This window comes from Gammaproteobacteria bacterium, assembly GCA_016199745.1.
Taxonomy (GTDB): domain Bacteria; phylum Pseudomonadota; class Gammaproteobacteria; order Acidiferrobacterales; family Sulfurifustaceae; genus JACQFZ01.
On record JACQFZ010000047.1, the window covers coordinates 34883 to 52093 of the forward strand.

A 17211-nucleotide genomic window follows, 5' to 3' on the forward strand; every position below is an offset into this window, starting at 1 on the left:
CTGGTCGGTATGGTTCGACACAGTTGAACGCACGAAGGATTTTAGGCAACCCAGGAGAACGCAGATGACCGACCACATTTACAAGCATATTGAACTGACCGGTACTTCAGCCACCAGCGTCGAGGACGCGGTCAGTCGAGCGATCAGCAAAGCCTCGGAAACAGTGCGTAATATCCGTTGGTTCGAAGTTATCGACACTCGCGGTGAAGTCGCCAAAGGAAAAGTGGCGCACTGGCAGGTCACCTTAAAGGTCGGCTTTACGCTCGAAGATTAGCTGACGAATATCGGCGGCATCCCGCCCCTCCCGCCGCGGAGTGGGCGGGCAAAGTCAGTAACCGTTCTTCCGTCCTCACTTCCCTTACCTGGCAATAACCTACTTGCCCTCCCAATCGGTTGTCATTTAAAAGATCGCAGGTTAGAGTCCCCGCTCCAAGGATTGGATTGGATGAGAGTTGTGCGGAGTAACGTTCATCACCCGTCACTCATACCTTATATAACAACAAAGGTCGCCGCTTTAACGTGAACCAAAAAACGCCGCGCGCTGGGGTTCCGCCGTCCACCAGACCCGAGCCCATAAAAGACATCCCCACCCTTGCGGCACGGAAGAACGAGAATTCGATCCCACCACCGGTCAGCGTCGATCAAGGTCGCGACGATGCACTTAAGCTCCAGGAAACCATCCTGCGCAACTTGAGCGATGCGCTGATACAAAATCGCGAGTTCGGTGCACTGCTGCAAATTCAGTTGGATGCGCTCAAGCAGGCCGACTCCTCGCAGGAAGTGGAAACGCTGCGGCGGATTCTGCTCGACGGAATCGACGAGGTGCTCAAAGGTCAACGCTCGTTACACAGCAAAATCGAACGCGCGACCAGCGACACGCGACTTCTGAAAGTACGGACAGCATCGACACCGGAAAAAATCGACGCGCGAGCGCCGGTCCTTGTCGATGCGCTCACCGGTCTACCCAACCGCCGCGCCTTCCTCCGCCGATTGATCGACGAGATCGGCCGCGCCGAACGTTACGGTACGCCGCTGACGCTGGTGATGCTCGACGTCGATGGCGTTAAAACGGTGAACGCGACGTATGGTCAGGTTACCGGCGACGAGATACTGCGCGCTTACGTTACCCATGTCTTCACCGCCTTGCGGCGGCATGACCATGTGGCACGCTTCGGCGGCGAAAAGTTTGCCGTGCTATTGCCCAACACTAACGTCGACGGCGCTACCACGGTACTACACAACGCCATCCGCCGAGCCGGCCAGACCCATTGCCTGGTCGGCGTCAAATCGTTACCGGTACCGTCGTTCTCCGCCGGCGTCACGCCGTATTCGCGCGGCGATATGAGCAGCATGTTGGTCGGTCGCGCTGACCGCGCGCTGCTTCGCGCCAAAAGTCTCGGCGGCAATCAATTCGTCGTCGAGCTGGTGACCGCCGATCCAACGAGCCCACTGAAGGACATCAATAGCGGACTCGCCAACGCCGCCGCCCGCAGTCCGTTCGTTAGAGCTGCCGAAAGGCATCGCGCCGAAACCGCGCGGTAACCCATCACCACGCACCCGTATTCGCCAGAAACGGCGAGTACTCTTGCAACTGCCAACGTAACGGCAACGCCGCCGGCAACCGCACAATCCGTTCAATGCGATAGCGCAGCAATCGCTCGGCACCGGCAAATGCCTGGAGCTCGTCGCCGTCCCAAATAATTTCACCGCGGCCCGATAACAACAGCAGATCGCCGTTGGTGAAATCCGGAAACAGCAGCCCCGCGCGTGGATTGACCGTTAAATTGCCAAGCGTGTTGAACAGGAAGTTGCCGACGAACTCCGGCCACGTCAGCGTCGCCGCATCATCGACGCGCACGAAACCCGGCTTGCCGCCACGATGCGAAACATCAGCGCCGTACGAGGGTCGCGCATCAGCCGCGGCATAATGCGTTGCGATAAAAAAAGTATCGGCCGCACGAATGAGCGACGCCGCCGCACTGTCCAGCCGAGGCAACACCTGCAACGACTGCGGCGTCGTTGTCGATTCACTTACGAGTCGGCGGTACGCCCGTTGCTGGATGTACTTCGGACAGTTGCCGAAACTTTGCGCTACCTGAATCGTCATACCATACGCATCGCGACCGACGATGCGACCGTTCATGCGATTGCGCCGGCGTGTATGCAGCTCGATACCGAGCACACCGACGTCGGCCGCCAGTTTTAACCCCGGCATAATCGGATCTTCCGCAAACGGCGGCGCGTCAATACGCAGTAAAGCGGGATCCGGTGAGTTCATGAATCCGGGCTCACCCACCAACATCGACGCCCACGGACGGCCGTCGGCAGCGACTGCGCCAACGACAACAAACGGTAATTGCGAAAAAAATTCGCGATGTTGCTCAGGCATAAAGGCGCGCACCACTCGGCGACCGGCTGACTCGACCTTGGCGCGCACGCCAACGCGCGCCTGCACTTCCTGCTCGCCACGATGAAACGGCGAATCATCGTGCGGCCATCCGGGCATCGACATGGGCGCAATTCCGCGAGTTAGCGTTTCAAGCCACCAATCCCGCCTTCGAGGCGATCATCGGCACAAAGCCCGGCAATGCTTCGATCCGCGCAAGCCATGCGCGCAGGTGCGCATACGGCGCAAGCGACACGTTGCCTTCGGACGCATGGGCGATGTATGTGTAGTTGGCGATGTCTGCGATAGTGGGTGCGCGGCCGACGAGAAAGCGCGATTCACCGAGCACCTGCTCCATCACCTCGAACAACGCCTGCGCGCGGCCGATAACTTCGTCGGCGTTGTACTTACGACCGAACAAAATCATGGCACGGGCCGCCGCCGGCCCAAACGCGACCAAACCAGCGGCCACCGATAACCAGCGCTGCACGTTGGCAGCGCCCAGCGGGTCACGCGGTAACCAACGGCCATCGTCATACTTGCCGGCGAGGTAGACCAAGATCGCGTTTGAGTCGGCAACGACGACACCGCTGTCATCGATCACCGGCACTTGGCCGAAGACATTGAGCTTGAGAAATGCATCGCTCTTTTGTGCCTTGGTAACGAGATCAACGTCGATCGACTCAAACGGCAAGCCGAGCAACGACAGCATCAGCTCGGCGCGATGGGCGTGCCCAGATAGACGGAAGCGGTAGAGCTTTATAGGACGTGCGGGTCGGACGATAGCGGTATTTGTCATCATGGCCTCGGTAGTCATTGCGGTTAGTTGGCCGGATGAATTTTGGGCGCCTCGCCGCCAATGATAAAGACGGCACATTGAATTTGACTGCTCCATTTTTCGGAGCAATCATAGGCGCATGGACAAGCTCCGCGCCATGCAAACCTTCGTGCGCATCGTCGATGACGGCAGCCTGACGGCGGCGGCACGGTCGTTGAATTCGTCGTTACCGGCGGTGGTGCGAACGCTGGCGGCGCTGGAGGAGCACCTGTGCGTACGCCTACTCAACCGCACTACCCGGCGCTTGTCGCTGACCGCCGAAGGCAAAACCTACCTCGGGCGCTGCCGCAGCATCCTGGCGGAAGTGACCGAAACCGAGGAGGCGCTAACGAGCGATCGAACCGAACCGAGCGGCATGCTGCGGATTACGGCGCCGGTGTTGTTCGGGCAGATATATGTTGCGCCGGCGGTAACGCGCTTCGTGCAGCGTTACGACAAGCTGCGCTGCAGCCTGATCTTGCTCGATCACGTGGTAAATCTATTGGAACAACAAATCGACGTCGGCATCCGCATCGGCCCCCTAGTCGATTCGTCGTTGGTCGCCCAGCAGATCAGCGAGATTCGGCGCGTCGTCGTTGCCAGCCCGTCGTACTTGCGCAAGCACGGCACACCGAAACATCCAAAGGAACTGGCGCGCGCCAACTGCGTCTGCTTTGCCGGTGTCGCCGGCCAATCATGGGCGTTTCAAGACGGTCCGCGTAAGCTCACGGTGCCGGTCAGCGGTAATCTCGATTTCAACCAATCGACGCCGGCGATCGCCGCCTGCGCCGAAGGCGCCGGCTTCGGTATGTTTCTGTCGTATCAGGTCGCACCGTACGTCGCGCAAAAACGCTTACGTATCGTGCTGGAGGAATTCGAGACACCGCCGATACCACTTAGCGTCATTTACCCGCATGCGCGGCTACTGCCGTCGCGCACGCGCGTGTTCGTGGAGTGGATAAAAAAAGAACTGAAGAGCATGCTACCTAAAGAACGATAATGATAATCCGGCACCAAACCGCGCATGGCCCAACTGAGGCAGTCAATATCATCGGTTACGACACGGTCGCTTATCCTTCGGTCGCGAGCGAGGCTCACGAATTTTGATAGACAAGTCCACTCGGCGCTGAACAACACACGCGTGTTTGTTGAGTGAATGAAACGCGAGCTTAAAGACCAGTCACGCTAACAGAAAACAATCCGGTCGCCTCGATATCGCCGAGTACCGTTATAGGGAACACACACGAACCATAGTGAGCAAGTGCTTTATTCGCTTTGACCATCGTCGATAAGCCCGTAACGCTTCATCTTGTAATGAAGCGTATTCGGCCTCAATCCCAGCCGTCTCGCGGCCTCGGATCGATTACCGCCGGCACGCGCCAGTGCATCCAAGATCTTGCGCTTTTCAAACTCCACGGTGAGCTGCGCGAGTGTCTTGCTGACTTCCAGCGATATGATTTTTGGCAGCAGCTGGATCACGCGGGCGGTCTTATTGCCGTCTCGGGCCACCATCTCCTCGCGGAGCCGATGGCATTCCATCATTAAATTAAGATTATATTTACGCAAGGTTTTGGCAGTATCGTGCTCTCTATCCAGCGCCCTCTCCAGCGCCTGAATTCGATGTTGCACGCCGGCGTGCTCAGCGACCGTTTGCTGCGCTTTGCTCAACTCCGTCCTTAACAAGGCAAGCCGGTCGACGAAGAATTCACCGAGGCTGTCGAACAGCCGTTCCACCTGGCGGAAGTCGAGTGGTGTATGAACGGTTGCACTGAAGGCGTTACCGAACAGCATCCAGCTCGCGGCCGCTTTCGCATTCGGATAGAACGGCACGATCGCTGCCACCTGATACTGTCGCATACACCGATGGAGCACCGGCAGGGTGTATTGAATCTCATCGGCGACGATGATGCGGTCGATCCGGTTGAGCGTGTCAGCCGGAAATAGTGTTAACACATCCGTATCATCGCCGTCGGCAACGGCGTAGGTCGGCCGCCCATTGCCTAGCAGCGCCACCGGGCAATGCAGAAGTTTCGAGACGCGAAACAGCACCGCTTCCATCGACGGCATCGTACTAAGTTCCGCGATCGTCGTTTGAATGCGTCGGTAGAAGTGGGTCTTGCGTTCGCGTACTTTCGACCCCGGGATATAAAACTCGATATCGAAAAGCCGATATTGGTAGGTAGCGTAAGTGGCGACCAACAGGAAAAATGACTCGGCAACGGGGATATACGCGTGCTCCGAAATCTGCGGCCAATGAAAGTATCGCGATACGATAACGTAAATCATCAGCAGCGCCATCGGTGTCAGCGCCGTCAACCATAGTCGATTTCGAATCCGCGCAATCGGCAGAAGTTTCGTGTTGGTCGCCGCGATCAGCAAATTGACCAGCGCGGCCGCCAAATAAACCGTGAGATACGTTTCAAAAAGGAAGTACCACGGCCCGGGAACGTGAATGATGGCGAACTGAAACGGCTGGAAACCGGCAACTACCCTATCGGTGAACAACAAAAGACATTCCAGCAACAAGGCCGGCGAGTAAACAATCGCGCAAAGAATTGGCGATGTCGTTTGCCGTTCCAGTGCAAATTGCAAGGACAAGTGCAGCAGAAAAGCGACAGCGACAATGGTCGTTCCGAGGTAGGCATAACCAGATACCTCCAACGCGCGATCGATACCTAATGAGGAAAAGTAATTTAGAAGAAAAATCTCGGAGATATTGAACAGAGCCAATGCAGCCAGCGAGCAGAGAAACAACCAAGTTCTGGCGTTTTTGACCCGCGATCGAACGGCATAGATAAACAACACCAGCTTAAAAATAATGAGCCCCACAATGATGGGCAAGCTGTAAATCGTCATTACATGCGTTTCTTTCGCGTAGTCGAATTTGCCATTGCTCCATTGGTAAACGACGAAACCCGGTGCGGAGATATCGCCCTTGGTATCAAAGGCAATCCGGCCTAGCACGGTGTCGAAATGCTCGCCGCTCTTGAGGACCTTGACCACGTCCGAGACTTGCGTGGTCCCGCGACGTTCGACCGCCTGGGCCCAGGCCTGTATTACGGCATAGGCATGGAGCGTATAACCAATTGGTTTGTAGCCTTGTTTAAGGAATTTATCGACGATCGGTTTATTGTCTGGATTACGCGCCGGTTCGGGGCCAAAAGTCATCAGGACGCCTTCACCTGCTGTACCGGCGACGGACCAGAAATCCTTGGTGTTCAACCCATCGCCGGACATAAATATGGCGGTGATCCCGAGCGCGCGCATCGCGCGCAGGATAAGTCCGGCCTCGTCATAGTAGCCGCCAAAGTAGACAAAACCGATATTCGCCTGCTTCAACTTTTGAGCAATCGCCGAATAATCTTTTTCTCCGGGCACGATCGCTTCGTACAGCGCCTCTACCTTACCGAGCCGGTTCATAGCTTTGCGGGTCTCGTTCGCTAGATCTTTACCGTAGGTAGTGTTGTCGTGCAGGATCGCAACGTTCTCGTTTCTAAAGTAGTGAGCGATGTAACGTCCGCTGGTCGCACCTTGCTGGTCGTCACGACCGCACACGCGAAACACGTTGTCGAGTCCGCGTTCGGTGTATCTAGGATTGGTGGAACTCGGGGAAATCTGCACAACGCCATACCTGTGGTATACGTCGGAGGCAGCAATTGAGGTTTCGGAACAATCGTGACCAACGACGAGGGCCACCGATTTATCGACCATCTGTTGCGCGATCGCGACCGCTTTCTCGGGATCGCATGTATCGTCGCCAATCTCTACAACCAGCTTGTGGCCGAGCAAGCCACCGCTGGCATTGATATCCGCCACCGCGACTTCCACACCTCGCCGTATTTGCTCGCCCGCGGAAGCACCTTCTCCGGTCATGGGACCGACCGCCGCGACGCGCAAATCGGCCTTTACACTGGTGGCAAACAACAGAGCGGCAATAAAAACAGCGATGCGCGTGGTCACATGGAACCTCCCTGTTCGAAAGATGATTGCGGACGGTCTCCGCTCAGTTGTAATCATTAGTGAGGATGCAGCAAATCTGCCGGACTTTTGGTTTTATTGCATCAGCATCCGGAAACACTTCCTGGGCGGAGTACCGCTGCCAAGCGTTAATTTCGGCAGTCCACCGGGGTTAGTCAAGTTGACGCCAGTTTTGTCGTAATAACCCGCTCGGGCGGGAATGGCGGACGGACGAGATAATCCGGGGGATAAATCGCCGCTCAACCTCATTGCTCTTTCGTTTGACTTCACAGTAGCGAAAAAACACGTGTGCTGGCGATACCTACCCTGGGGCAAAAATAGGCATCTACCAAGGACTCTGCATAACACCGACTCGCTGCGTTTTAGTGAATGTGCCATGATCTATTGTCACTTCGCCACCAGGGGTTAACAGAACAATCGGTCCAAGGAGGAGAATGAAATGGCAAGAATTAAACCCTCTGCCTCAATAATACGGGATGTTCAGGGCCAAACACTTTTTAACCCGCTTCACTTTACCGATCCTTTCTTAGAGTCCAAACCAAGGTTAACCAACGCTTTATCTGTCTGTTCTTTTGATGAATGGAGCCAACTGAAAGAAGTTATCGTTGGCAGAATTGAAGGCGCTGTCGTACCTGATGAGCCTGAAGTCATGATCCAGGCGACTATGCCCGAAACACAGTGGCAATTCTTTCGAAAAAACGCCGGAAGACCATTTCCTCGAGTTCAAGTGGAAGCTGCGGAAAAGGAGCTGGACGGGCTCGTACATGTTTTGGAACAAGAAGGAGTCGTCGTTCGACGGCCGGACAATCCCGTTGATTTGTTCTTAAACCCGATTACGACGCCAGCGTGGCAAACAAAAGGAGGAATGTATGCAGCGATGCCCCGAGACAAACTTTTAACGGTTGGCGACCGAATCATTGAAGCTCCGATGTCGTGGCGCTCGCGTCAACGCGAAAGCGAACCCTATCGCCGTCTTCTTAGCGAATACGCGGCAAAAGGCGCACGCTGGATACGTCCGCCCACACCAACGCTGGCAGAGGACTTTTACACAAAAAATTGGCAAGCTTCCGATTCCGAGTTTCGCAGTGTCATTACCGAGGTCGAGCCAACGTTCGACGCCGCCGACTTTATGCGTTTTGGGAAGGACATCATTTGTCAGCGAAGTCACGTAACCAATCTCAGCGGAATCCGCTGGTTACAAGCCGCGATTGGCGACGGTTTTCGGATGCACGTTTTGAAATTTTCCGATGCACATCCGATGCACATCGACGCCACTATGATGCCGCTTCGTCCCGGATTGATGCTTATCAATCCAGAGCGTGTTCCGGCTCGTCTCACCAGCGAACTCAGCAAGACGCTTTTCCAGGGGTGGGACTTGGTGCACGCACCGCAACCGGTAATTCCAGATGCCCATCCCCTCTACATGACCAGCAAGTGGATCAACATGAACGTCTTGAGTTTGGATGAAGAGCGGGTATTAGTTGAAGCGCAAGACAAACCGATGATCGCTCTTATCAAGAGACTCGGTTTGAAACCCATCTTGGTGCCCTTTAGACATTTCAATACTTTTGGTGGATCGTTTCACTGCGCGACTTGCGATGTAACACGAGACAGTACCTTTAGTACTTGGCTGAATGCTGGAAACACGGAACGTCGTCACGACATCTATGCAGAACTCACTGAACCACTGTAAAGCGTATTTCTCGCTGTTTGTCGTCGCGCTGATATGGGGGTCGACGTTTGTACCGACCCAACTGGCGTTGGATGACGTATCGCCGTTGGGATTCCTCGCACTTCGATTTACCATCGGCGCGGCGATATTGTCGATTATTTACGGAAAAGAACTAAAAAAAATTGACTACCCGACATTACTCGGGGGTGTTGTTATCGGTATAACGCTCAGTGCCGGTTTTGTCCTTCAAACCATCGGACTTCTGCATACGACCACCGGAAAGGTCGGATTCATCACCGGCGTGAGCGTTGTCTTCGTACCAATTTTCGCCATCACATTGTTTCGTGAAAAAGTCACCAGCAAGCAGATCGTATCAATCGCGCTAAGTGTTATCGGTCTCGCACTCTTGTCGCTGAACAATCAACGGACGATTAATACGGGCGATCTTTGGGTGTTCGGTTGCGCGGTGGCGTTTGCACTGCAAATTACTTTTACTGGTTATTACTCGAAGAGACACAGTCCGATTTGCCTCACCGTGATTCAAGTCGCGACGGTAGCCGTTAGTTGCTTCGTAGCGTCCGTCATCTTCAGCAATCATTCAATTATATTTTCCAAATTAACACTCTCCACGTGGGCGACGCTTTTGTATACGGGAGTCGGCGCGACGGGATTCGCATTTCTTGTACAAATGCGTGCCCAAAAGACAGCGCCGTCGGTTCATGTCGCTCTGATATTAGGACTAGAGGCGGTATTTGCCATCCTATTCGGTAGTTTGCTGTTAAACGAAACCATGACGAAGCAGGAAATAGCGGGATGTATTTTGATGCTGGTGGGAACAGTCGTGATACAAATCGAGGGCATGAATTCGAAAACAAGTGATCAGCGTATTTTAAACGCGAAGAACTCGGCCCTGACGCATAAGTAACGTTCGTCAAGGCCAGGCCGCAAAACTGAAGGAGCAGAATTATGCTGACAAATGAAAAAGCTGTTGAAGTCCTAAACAAACACACGCGCGCATCATTGGGCCTAGGGGCGGTAACACAACTTTTTTTTGATACCAATCGATATCTATTCGATGGTGTGTCAGCCTTGACCTACCGGGAACATTACCTGAAGCATCACTACGTCAAGCTTCCCGGATTCATGAAATCGATCGGTTTTGAGTTGTTGCAAAAAGAAATACAACGACTTCGAGACCTAGCGATCCGTCGAGATTTCGAAATGGAGTGCATGAACGACAGTCCGCGCAATATGCGAACGCTGTCGGGCGATTCCATTCAAGAACTATCGACGATCATCCCGTTGCTTTATGCGAACGAAGAACTATTGCGGTTTTTGAGCTTTCTCACCAACCAGGAAGTGCTACCATTGTCGGATCTTGATCGCTTCGTGCTGAACGATCTTCATAAGATGGGAGATACTTTCGGCGCCCACTATGACGACTATCCCATTTCGCTGGCGCTCATTTTCGAGGCACCACCTCCCGAACACGGCGGCGAAGTGGAGCTCGTGGCTAATTCGAACTCACTTGCCGATCTGCACGGTCCCAACGTAACTCGCGTTTCTTTGGTGCCCGGGGATGCGTATCTATTGAAGAGCGACACCACGGCCCATCGGGTCGCTCCGCTGAAGGCGGCTAGTGCCAAACGGACCGGACTTAACTTCGCTTATACCGTTAAGGATTACATTCCTAGGGCAACCACTCCGTCGGCGCAACTGCTCTACAAAAAAGGATGGGTTGGTCCAACGAAGAACTGAATCGTTACTGCAACTGCGGGTCCCTTCCCTTCAAGGGGAGCGACCCGCCGTATTTAGGTTCAGTTCTTGGCATAGTCGTAGTCCCCCCTGCTCCATCGGTACACGACGAATCCCGGCTCCGTGACATCACCCTTGGAGTCGAAGGCAATCCGGCCAAGCACGGTATTGAAACGATTACCACTCTTTAGCGCCTTAGCAACTTCCGAGGTCTGCATAGTGCCGCTACGTTTCACCGCCTGCGCCCACGCCTGCACCGCCGCGTAGGCGTGAAGTGCATAGCCGTCCGGTTTGAAACCTTGTTTAAGGAATTTGTCCACAATCGATTTATTCTGTGGATTACGCCAGGGCTCGAGACTGTAAGTCATGAGAGTCCCTTCGCCTGCGTCACCGACGATGGTCCAATAATCGCGAGTAATCAGCGCATCGGCGCCCATGAGCGTTGCCTTGAGTCCGAGCGCACGCGCTTGGCGCACGATCAATCCAGCCTCCGGATGGTAACCACCGTAGTAAATCAGGCCGATATTCTTCTGCTTCATTTTTTCTACAATCGCGGAATAATCTTTCTCTCCGGGAATGATCGCTTCGTAGAGTGACTCGGGCTTGCCGAGCTTGTTCATAGCTTTGCGGGTCGCCTCCGCCAAACCTTTTCCATACGTGGCATTGTCGTGCAGGATCGCAACATTCACGTCGCGGTAATAACGGGCAATGTAGCGCCCACTAATCGTACCTTGTTCGTCATCACGGCCACACGCGCGGAAGACATTGTCGAGCCCACGTTCGGTGAACGTCGGATTAGTTGAGCTTGGGGAAATTTGCACGATGCCATGCGAGTGATACACATCGGAGGCAGCGATTGAGGCATCGGAACAATCGTGGCCGACGACGAGTATTACCTTCTTGTCCGCCATTTGTCGCGCGACAGTGACGGCCTTCTGAGCGTCACAGAAATCGTCCCCAACTTCGACGACCAGCTTTTGACCGAGTAGGCCGCCACTGGCGTTGATATCGGCTACCGCTGCTTCCGTTCCACGACGTATACGCTCTCCGAAGGAGGCGTCGTTCCCGCTCATGGGGCCGACAGCGGCGATCCGCAGCTCGGCCTGCGCGACCGCGGCCAACAGCAGAGCCGCAATGAGGACAATAACACGCGTTATCATTTTAGAACCTCCATGTTCGGAAGTAAGTGGCGAGTATTTTTAGTTCAGTATAGTAATGTTTCGGGGTTAGCTAGCTGCGACGTACGACTTTAGGCACGTCACCATAATAGGATGAACCGCCACCGGTTTTTTCCGCAAACGATTCCTTCGGAACCGGCCGGCAGAAGAGGTATCCCTGGAAAATATCGCCGCCGAGGCTGCGCAACATCGAAGCCTCGGCCTCGGTCTCGATACCTTCCGCCACGACGTCCAGCTTAAGTGCCTGAGACATTTGCAGAATCGCCTGGACCATAGCGGCGTTGGCGGTGTTGGTATCGAGATTGCGGATGAACGCACGGTCGATCTTGATAGTGTCGATCGGCAGGTTCGCTAAGTAGCTGAGCGAGGAATAGCCGGTACCGAAGTCGTCGATCGCGATATGCACGCCAAGCGCCTTCAGATTTTGCAGAACCGTTGCTGCCGAATCGGGATCCGCCACCAAAACCGATTCGGTGATTTCCACCTTCAGCTGAGCAGGCGGCATACCGCTGCTTTGTAGAACTTCGGCAATCGTGGAAACGAAGTCGGGCTGCGCCAGTTGCTGCGCCGAGATGTTGACGCTCAATTGCAGCGGCGGCACATGACCGTTGTTCAGCTCGTGCCAATCGCACGCAGCGCGGTGCATGACCCAGCGCGAGAGCGGCAGAATCAATCGGGTCTCCTCGGCGAGCGGAATGAAGAGATTGGGCGGGACCAGTCCGCGCTCGGGATGCTGCCAACGCACCAATGCCTCCATACCGACGACGGCGCCGCGTTTCAGCGAATAGAACGGTTGATAGTGCAGTACCAACTCGTCGTGTTCGATCGCACGGCGCAACGCCCACTCCATCGACAGCCGCTCGGAGGCGGCGCGTGTCATCGTCGTCGAGTAACGCTTGTAGCTGTTCTCGCTCTGCTTGGTCGCCAGATTGAGTGCCGTGTCCACATTCTCGATCAGTGTCTCGACATCCAAACCATCTTCCGGATAAACACCGATACCGATACAGCTGGCCGGGATCAGTGTTTCGTCCGCGAGCGCCAGCGGGGCATTGAGCAGAGCGATCACATCTTGCGCTACCGTTTCCGCGTCGCCAGGCGCGGCGATGTCCTCGAGGATCAGGCCGAACTTATCGCCCTCCAGTCGCGCCACCGTATCTTCAGTGCGCACGCGATTTTGTAAACGTTGTGCCACGGTGCGCAACAACTGATCGCCGGCGTGATAGCCGAGCGAGTCGTTGATGGCGCGGAAATGGTAGAGATCGACGAACAAAATCGCAAAGCGGGCACCGCGACGCTTGGTGCGTTTCACAGCGTGGTCGAGACGATCCTCGAACACGCGCCGATTCGGCAACTTCGTTAGCGGATCCTGGTAGGCGATGCGACGGATCTGGTCCTCTTCGCGCTTGCGCTCGCTGATGTCGCCGAAGACAACGATGCGCCCAACCGCTGTACCGTGCCGATCGTGTACTGTCGTGATGGTCTGCCACACCGGAAACGCCTCGCCATTCTTACGGCGGTACCAGGCCTCGCCTTCCCATTTCTCGGTCGTGCGCACGGTAGCCATAACCGCGTCGTGAAAGGCAGCCGCATTTTGGTCGGAAAGCCAGCGGCGCAACGGAGTTCCTGTGGCCTCGGCGACGCTATAACCAGTGATTGCTGTCGCTGCCGGATTTATCTTGGTGATGCGCCCGTCGACGTCGGTGATCAACGTGCCCTGCAGCGTGTCGTCGAACACACGCGCGGTTAGCCGTATCTCGGCGTCCAACAAAATGTTCTCGCGGCGCATGCGCAGCGATTGCAGTAGATTGCGATGGTAGCTAAACGCTGTCAGTGCCAGCGTCGATCCGAATAACGCCACCAACACCGCAACACTGATACTGGCGTACTGATCGCTTTGAATTTCCCACACCGTCAGTGGCATCAGCGCGGGGATCAGAAAAGAGAGATAGGCCCGGTAGGATGCCCCGGTAGAGACAATAGTGGCAGCAGTGATACCGGCCAGCGTCAGTACGATAAACAATTGATGCACGAGCGACGGCGTGTACTCGGGTAGCCACCCGGCCAAACCCCAGGTACTACCGCCGATGACCGCCCCTAACGTATATATCCTCTCCCAACGCTTAGGCTCGGGCGAATGCGAACGCCGGAACGCGAGCGTCACAACGATACGCAGTAACGTGACCACCACCACCGCACTGATCCAGGCCATGAGCCAGGTCGGATGGGTTTCGTACCACAACACCGCCCCCAAGAGGGCGGCGATTCCGAAACTCATCACTAAGGTCGGCGTTGCCTGCCGATATAGCAAGCTAACACGCTCCGCTTCCGGATCGGGCGCCGCCGGCGAGAGGTCCATCCGATGAGCATCCACGCACGGCTCGGTTAAGCTCGCATGTACCGGGGTCTGATCGAGTACTGGCACTCGCGTGGTATCAAGAAACCCGTTTTGATAGGACGCCGAACGGCGTCCAAGACCACTGGCGTACCGCCTAAGTCGGGTCAACCATGAGGTCAGATTGGATATACGGTCGACGATCCCTATCATTGTGCTCCACCGTACCGTTAGATCACACGCGATAATCGTAACGACGGGAGCAGCGGCCCTTGCACCGATACATGGGTTAACGTCTCGTCGCTGGCGCGTAGATATTTAAGAACGGAGCGATAGCCTACGTTCTTCTTGAACAGCATTGGAACCACGACGGCACCCCCATTCCATTGTTTGCATCAATTACCATACAGTTGAGCAATATCCATACCACACGAATAGGTTCGCACCTTATATATGCGGTTACGTGGGATGTATGACTACTCTGCAAGTGTAGGTGACGGGAAACCGACACCCCAACCCATTTACGGCGCACCAATGGCGGGACGTTCCGGCGCACGACCCTGTGCCGGACGCTCAGGGGAAGCTACAACAACCGATCTAACAACCGCGAACGCAGCAACTCACCGATCTCGTGGACGGCATTGATACCGGTCGATTCGAGACGGGATAAGGCGTTTTTATAATTTTGCATGATGGCGCCGAGAATCGATGTGAGTGGTATGCCACTGAGCTGAATCGGCGTTTACTTCGTGAAAACGCCGCGCTAGCATCGCGGCGTTACGGCCGCTGCTCATCCCGCAATCAGCGTGTCGATAAAAAAAGCAGTTTGTTGGATCACGGATAACAAGGAAACGGAGGAACGCGCATATGCCGCTCATCCTGACGCCTATTCGGCGCCGCCGGAAGTTTTCATCACGAAATCTTCTGCCGCTTAGTTATTTATATATAACGACACACCTTTGGAAGGGAGTCCATTCATGTCTGTGTTCATCTTCGTACCCGGCGTAAAAGGCGAAACATCCGATAAAGGGCATTCCGGATGGATCGATGTTATTCAATGGAATTGGGGTACATCGCGCAAGATCACCTCGGCGACGTCGACCCGGGGAGATCGTGAGAGCACCAACACTATCACCACCGACCTCGAGTTCAGCAAAACCATGGACAGCGCAACGCCCCAGTTATTTTTGGAAGCGTGTTGCGGCACCGGGAAGGATTTCATCCTCCGACTCACCAAGACCGGAACCGGCGCCGGCGCCGATGTCTTCGGGGAATTCGTACTGAAACACGCGCTGATCAACAAGTACAAACTTGGCGGCTATACCACCGACCGCCGCCGACCGATCGAGCACTTCGGGGTCAGCTTCACCGCGATCGAGATGCGTTACACCCCGTACGACGAAGACGGGAAAATTTTGTCGCCGATTGCGGTGGGGTTTAATACGGCGACGAATACTAAGAGCTAACGACAAGGACATCATAGGAGGATTTGAGGAATGAACATTTTGCCGGACACCATGACCAGAGAGGAAGCCGTCAAGTTGCTGGGACTAAGGCGCGCTACCGATCCCACAGTAACTTATCTAAGGCACCTCGACGTCGATTTGCTGCTTCGCCAGGGGTACACAGATGGTGATACTACTATTGACCTTCTAAGGATTCGCGAAGACAGTCGTCCAAGGAAGCAGCTAAATAAAGTCACTGGCTTGATGGTTCCAAAGGCAATAGATGTAATTACCTATAAACAAGAAGGTGAGCTTTACGTACTTGGGATGTCGGGCGGAATTTCGTTATTCAACGAATTTAATGACAGGCGCAAACTAGGAAAGAAGGGCTGTTGGTACATCCTTGATAAAAATGTTCCAATTCCCGACGGCATTATCATTGCAAAGAATGCGAAACCGTATCCTGGTGGTAGGCTTTATCACTATGCTTTTCAACCTGCCTACGATATGAAATATGAAGAGTTTGTAGGTTTACTACGTGGCTTGATTCCGTATTTGGCACCGGTATGTCAGATCTAAGAATATTAACGTCCGCGCAAATCACTGGAATTCGATCAGCGATCGAATTCCAGATTTGGGCCATGGAAACCGCAATCGAAAGGGACGATCGAGAAGACGGTTTCTTGGATGTCCATGAACGGGGCGAAATGGAAGGTGACCTTATGTACTACGACTATCTGCAACATTTCTTTCAACAGGCAGAAAAACAAGCGTTTGGGTTGGGAGAAGTCACCGCGGCCGGAATCAAATCAAAGATTCAACCCAACGCAGACGATATTCACGTACTGCAATACAAGGACGTTTCATTTATCGAATCGGCACTGGCTCATAAAGCAAGATACATCGAGCGAAGTCTGAAAGAGGATGATTTAACTACCGACGCCAGGAAACAGTTGGAACAGGACTTAAATCTTTATCAAGATCTATATACCATTTTTAACTATGCCGACATTGTTGCTCATGAACGCAGAGAGTTACCACAGATTGCTTGCCGGCTGAGATGATTGCTTCAGTTGGGTTGAAAGACGATTCACGCAGTCCTGTGCCCTCCCCCGCAAAAAAACGAGCAAGTCCCAACCCATTCGAGCCGGTGCTGCGGGTGTTCACGAACTACGGGTTAGCGTGCCTGGCAGATCGTCGGTCGCCGGCGCGTAGCGAATTATATCGGCGATGCTGGGCTCGTCTTCGATTACCCGCTTGCTCTATTAGCACCGTCACCACATGACCGATTTAAGAATGCTCACTTCCTCACAGCTCACCGGCATTCGATCGGCGATCGAGTGCCAGATTCAGAGCATGCAGGTGGATATTACAAGGGACAATCAGGAACAGGGCTTTCTGGATCCCGACGAGCGAGCTGACATCCAAAACGATCTGCTTTATTACTTTCATTTGGAAGGCATGTTCCAAAAAGCCGAGAAGCAGGCGGTTGGTCTCGGTGAAGTTACTGTTAGTGGCGGTCCAAATCCGCGCCTAAATGCTGGCAAGCGCCTGAGCGAATTCGTCGGAAACAGAAACCGGCACGAGGTATTTTCCTAGAACGGTGGATCCGACAGGGGCGCCGCCGTCGTCGCAACGCGTTCTTGTT

The 17211-nt window shown here is 54.6% G+C and carries 15 protein-coding genes; 10 read left to right on the forward strand and 5 right to left on the reverse strand.

Going from position 1 to position 17211, the window contains the following annotated elements; all coding sequences use genetic code 11:
• The first annotated feature begins 64 nt into the window (after nucleotides 1-64).
• Nucleotides 65-274, forward strand: coding sequence for a dodecin domain-containing protein (locus tag HY308_11155; protein ID MBI3898841.1), 210 nt, complete (start codon nucleotides 65-67; stop codon nucleotides 272-274).
• 245 nt (nucleotides 275-519) lie between these two features.
• On the forward strand, nucleotides 520-1542 hold the full coding sequence (locus tag HY308_11160) for a GGDEF domain-containing protein (GenBank protein ID MBI3898842.1): 1023 nt from the start codon (nucleotides 520-522) through the stop codon (nucleotides 1540-1542).
• A 4-nt stretch (nucleotides 1543-1546) separates the two neighbouring features.
• On the opposite strand, the gene HY308_11165 is transcribed toward HY308_11160, so the two are convergent.
• Both HY308_11165 and HY308_11170 read right to left on the reverse strand, forming a co-directional pair.
• A complete protein-coding gene (locus HY308_11165) occupies nucleotides 1547-2512 on the reverse strand; it encodes a pyridoxamine 5'-phosphate oxidase family protein (GenBank protein MBI3898843.1) in 966 nt (321 codons plus the stop codon).
• Nucleotides 2513-2537: 25 nt separating this feature from the next.
• Nucleotides 2538-3185: a glutathione S-transferase family protein gene (locus tag HY308_11170; protein ID MBI3898844.1), complete on the reverse strand. Its 648-nt coding sequence runs from the start codon at nucleotides 3183-3185 to the stop codon at nucleotides 2538-2540.
• A gap of 118 nt (nucleotides 3186-3303) precedes the next feature.
• Between HY308_11170 and HY308_11175 the strand changes: the two genes are divergently transcribed.
• Nucleotides 3304-4203, forward strand: a complete 900-nt coding sequence (locus tag HY308_11175) for a LysR family transcriptional regulator (GenBank protein ID MBI3898845.1) — start codon at nucleotides 3304-3306, stop codon at nucleotides 4201-4203.
• A 266-nt stretch (nucleotides 4204-4469) separates the two neighbouring features.
• Here HY308_11175 and HY308_11180 read toward each other — a convergent pair whose 3' ends face one another.
• The gene (locus HY308_11180) at nucleotides 4470-7220 is read right to left on the reverse strand and encodes an ABC transporter substrate-binding protein (protein ID MBI3898846.1); all 2751 of its coding nucleotides are present in this window, start codon (nucleotides 7218-7220) and stop codon (nucleotides 4470-4472) included.
• Between the two features lie 610 nt (nucleotides 7221-7830).
• Between HY308_11180 and HY308_11185 the strand changes: the two genes are divergently transcribed.
• The 3 genes from HY308_11185 to HY308_11195 are packed head-to-tail and all read left to right on the forward strand — an operon-like array spanning nucleotide 7831 to nucleotide 10611.
• Nucleotides 7831-8874 carry an amidinotransferase gene (locus tag HY308_11185; protein MBI3898847.1) on the forward strand — a complete coding sequence of 348 codons (1044 nt, stop codon included), beginning with the start codon at nucleotides 7831-7833 and terminating at the stop codon, nucleotides 8872-8874.
• Entirely contained in the window at nucleotides 8849-9778 is a 930-nt protein-coding gene (locus HY308_11190) for a DMT family transporter (protein MBI3898848.1), read from the forward strand. Before HY308_11185 ends, HY308_11190 begins: the two co-directional genes overlap by 26 nt.
• Nucleotides 9779-9819: 41 nt before the next feature.
• Nucleotides 9820-10611 (forward strand): hypothetical protein, encoded by a 792-nt coding sequence (locus HY308_11195; protein ID MBI3898849.1) that lies wholly within the window; start codon nucleotides 9820-9822, stop codon nucleotides 10609-10611.
• Between the two features lie 59 nt (nucleotides 10612-10670).
• On the opposite strand, the gene HY308_11200 is transcribed toward HY308_11195, so the two are convergent.
• Entirely contained in the window at nucleotides 10671-11768 is a 1098-nt protein-coding gene (locus HY308_11200) for a branched-chain amino acid ABC transporter substrate-binding protein (GenBank protein ID MBI3898850.1), read from the reverse strand.
• A 70-nt stretch (nucleotides 11769-11838) separates the two neighbouring features.
• The gene (locus tag HY308_11205; protein ID MBI3898851.1) at nucleotides 11839-14157 is read right to left on the reverse strand and encodes an EAL domain-containing protein; all 2319 of its coding nucleotides are present in this window, start codon (nucleotides 14155-14157) and stop codon (nucleotides 11839-11841) included.
• Between the two features lie 938 nt (nucleotides 14158-15095).
• On the opposite strand from HY308_11205, the gene HY308_11210 reads away from it, so the two are divergent.
• The 4 genes from HY308_11210 to HY308_11225 all read left to right on the forward strand — a co-directional run bounded on the left by HY308_11210 (nucleotide 15096) and on the right by HY308_11225 (nucleotide 17162).
• Nucleotides 15096-15584, forward strand: coding sequence for a type VI secretion system tube protein Hcp (locus tag HY308_11210; GenBank protein MBI3898852.1), 489 nt, complete (start codon nucleotides 15096-15098; stop codon nucleotides 15582-15584).
• A 30-nt stretch (nucleotides 15585-15614) separates the two neighbouring features.
• Nucleotides 15615-16142, forward strand: a complete 528-nt coding sequence (locus HY308_11215; GenBank protein MBI3898853.1) for a hypothetical protein — start codon at nucleotides 15615-15617, stop codon at nucleotides 16140-16142.
• A gap of 62 nt (nucleotides 16143-16204) precedes the next feature.
• On the forward strand, nucleotides 16205-16627 hold the full coding sequence (locus tag HY308_11220) for a hypothetical protein (protein ID MBI3898854.1): 423 nt from the start codon (nucleotides 16205-16207) through the stop codon (nucleotides 16625-16627).
• A gap of 217 nt (nucleotides 16628-16844) precedes the next feature.
• Entirely contained in the window at nucleotides 16845-17162 is a 318-nt protein-coding gene (locus HY308_11225) for a hypothetical protein (protein ID MBI3898855.1), read from the forward strand.
• Nucleotides 17163-17211: the final 49 nt, after the last annotated feature.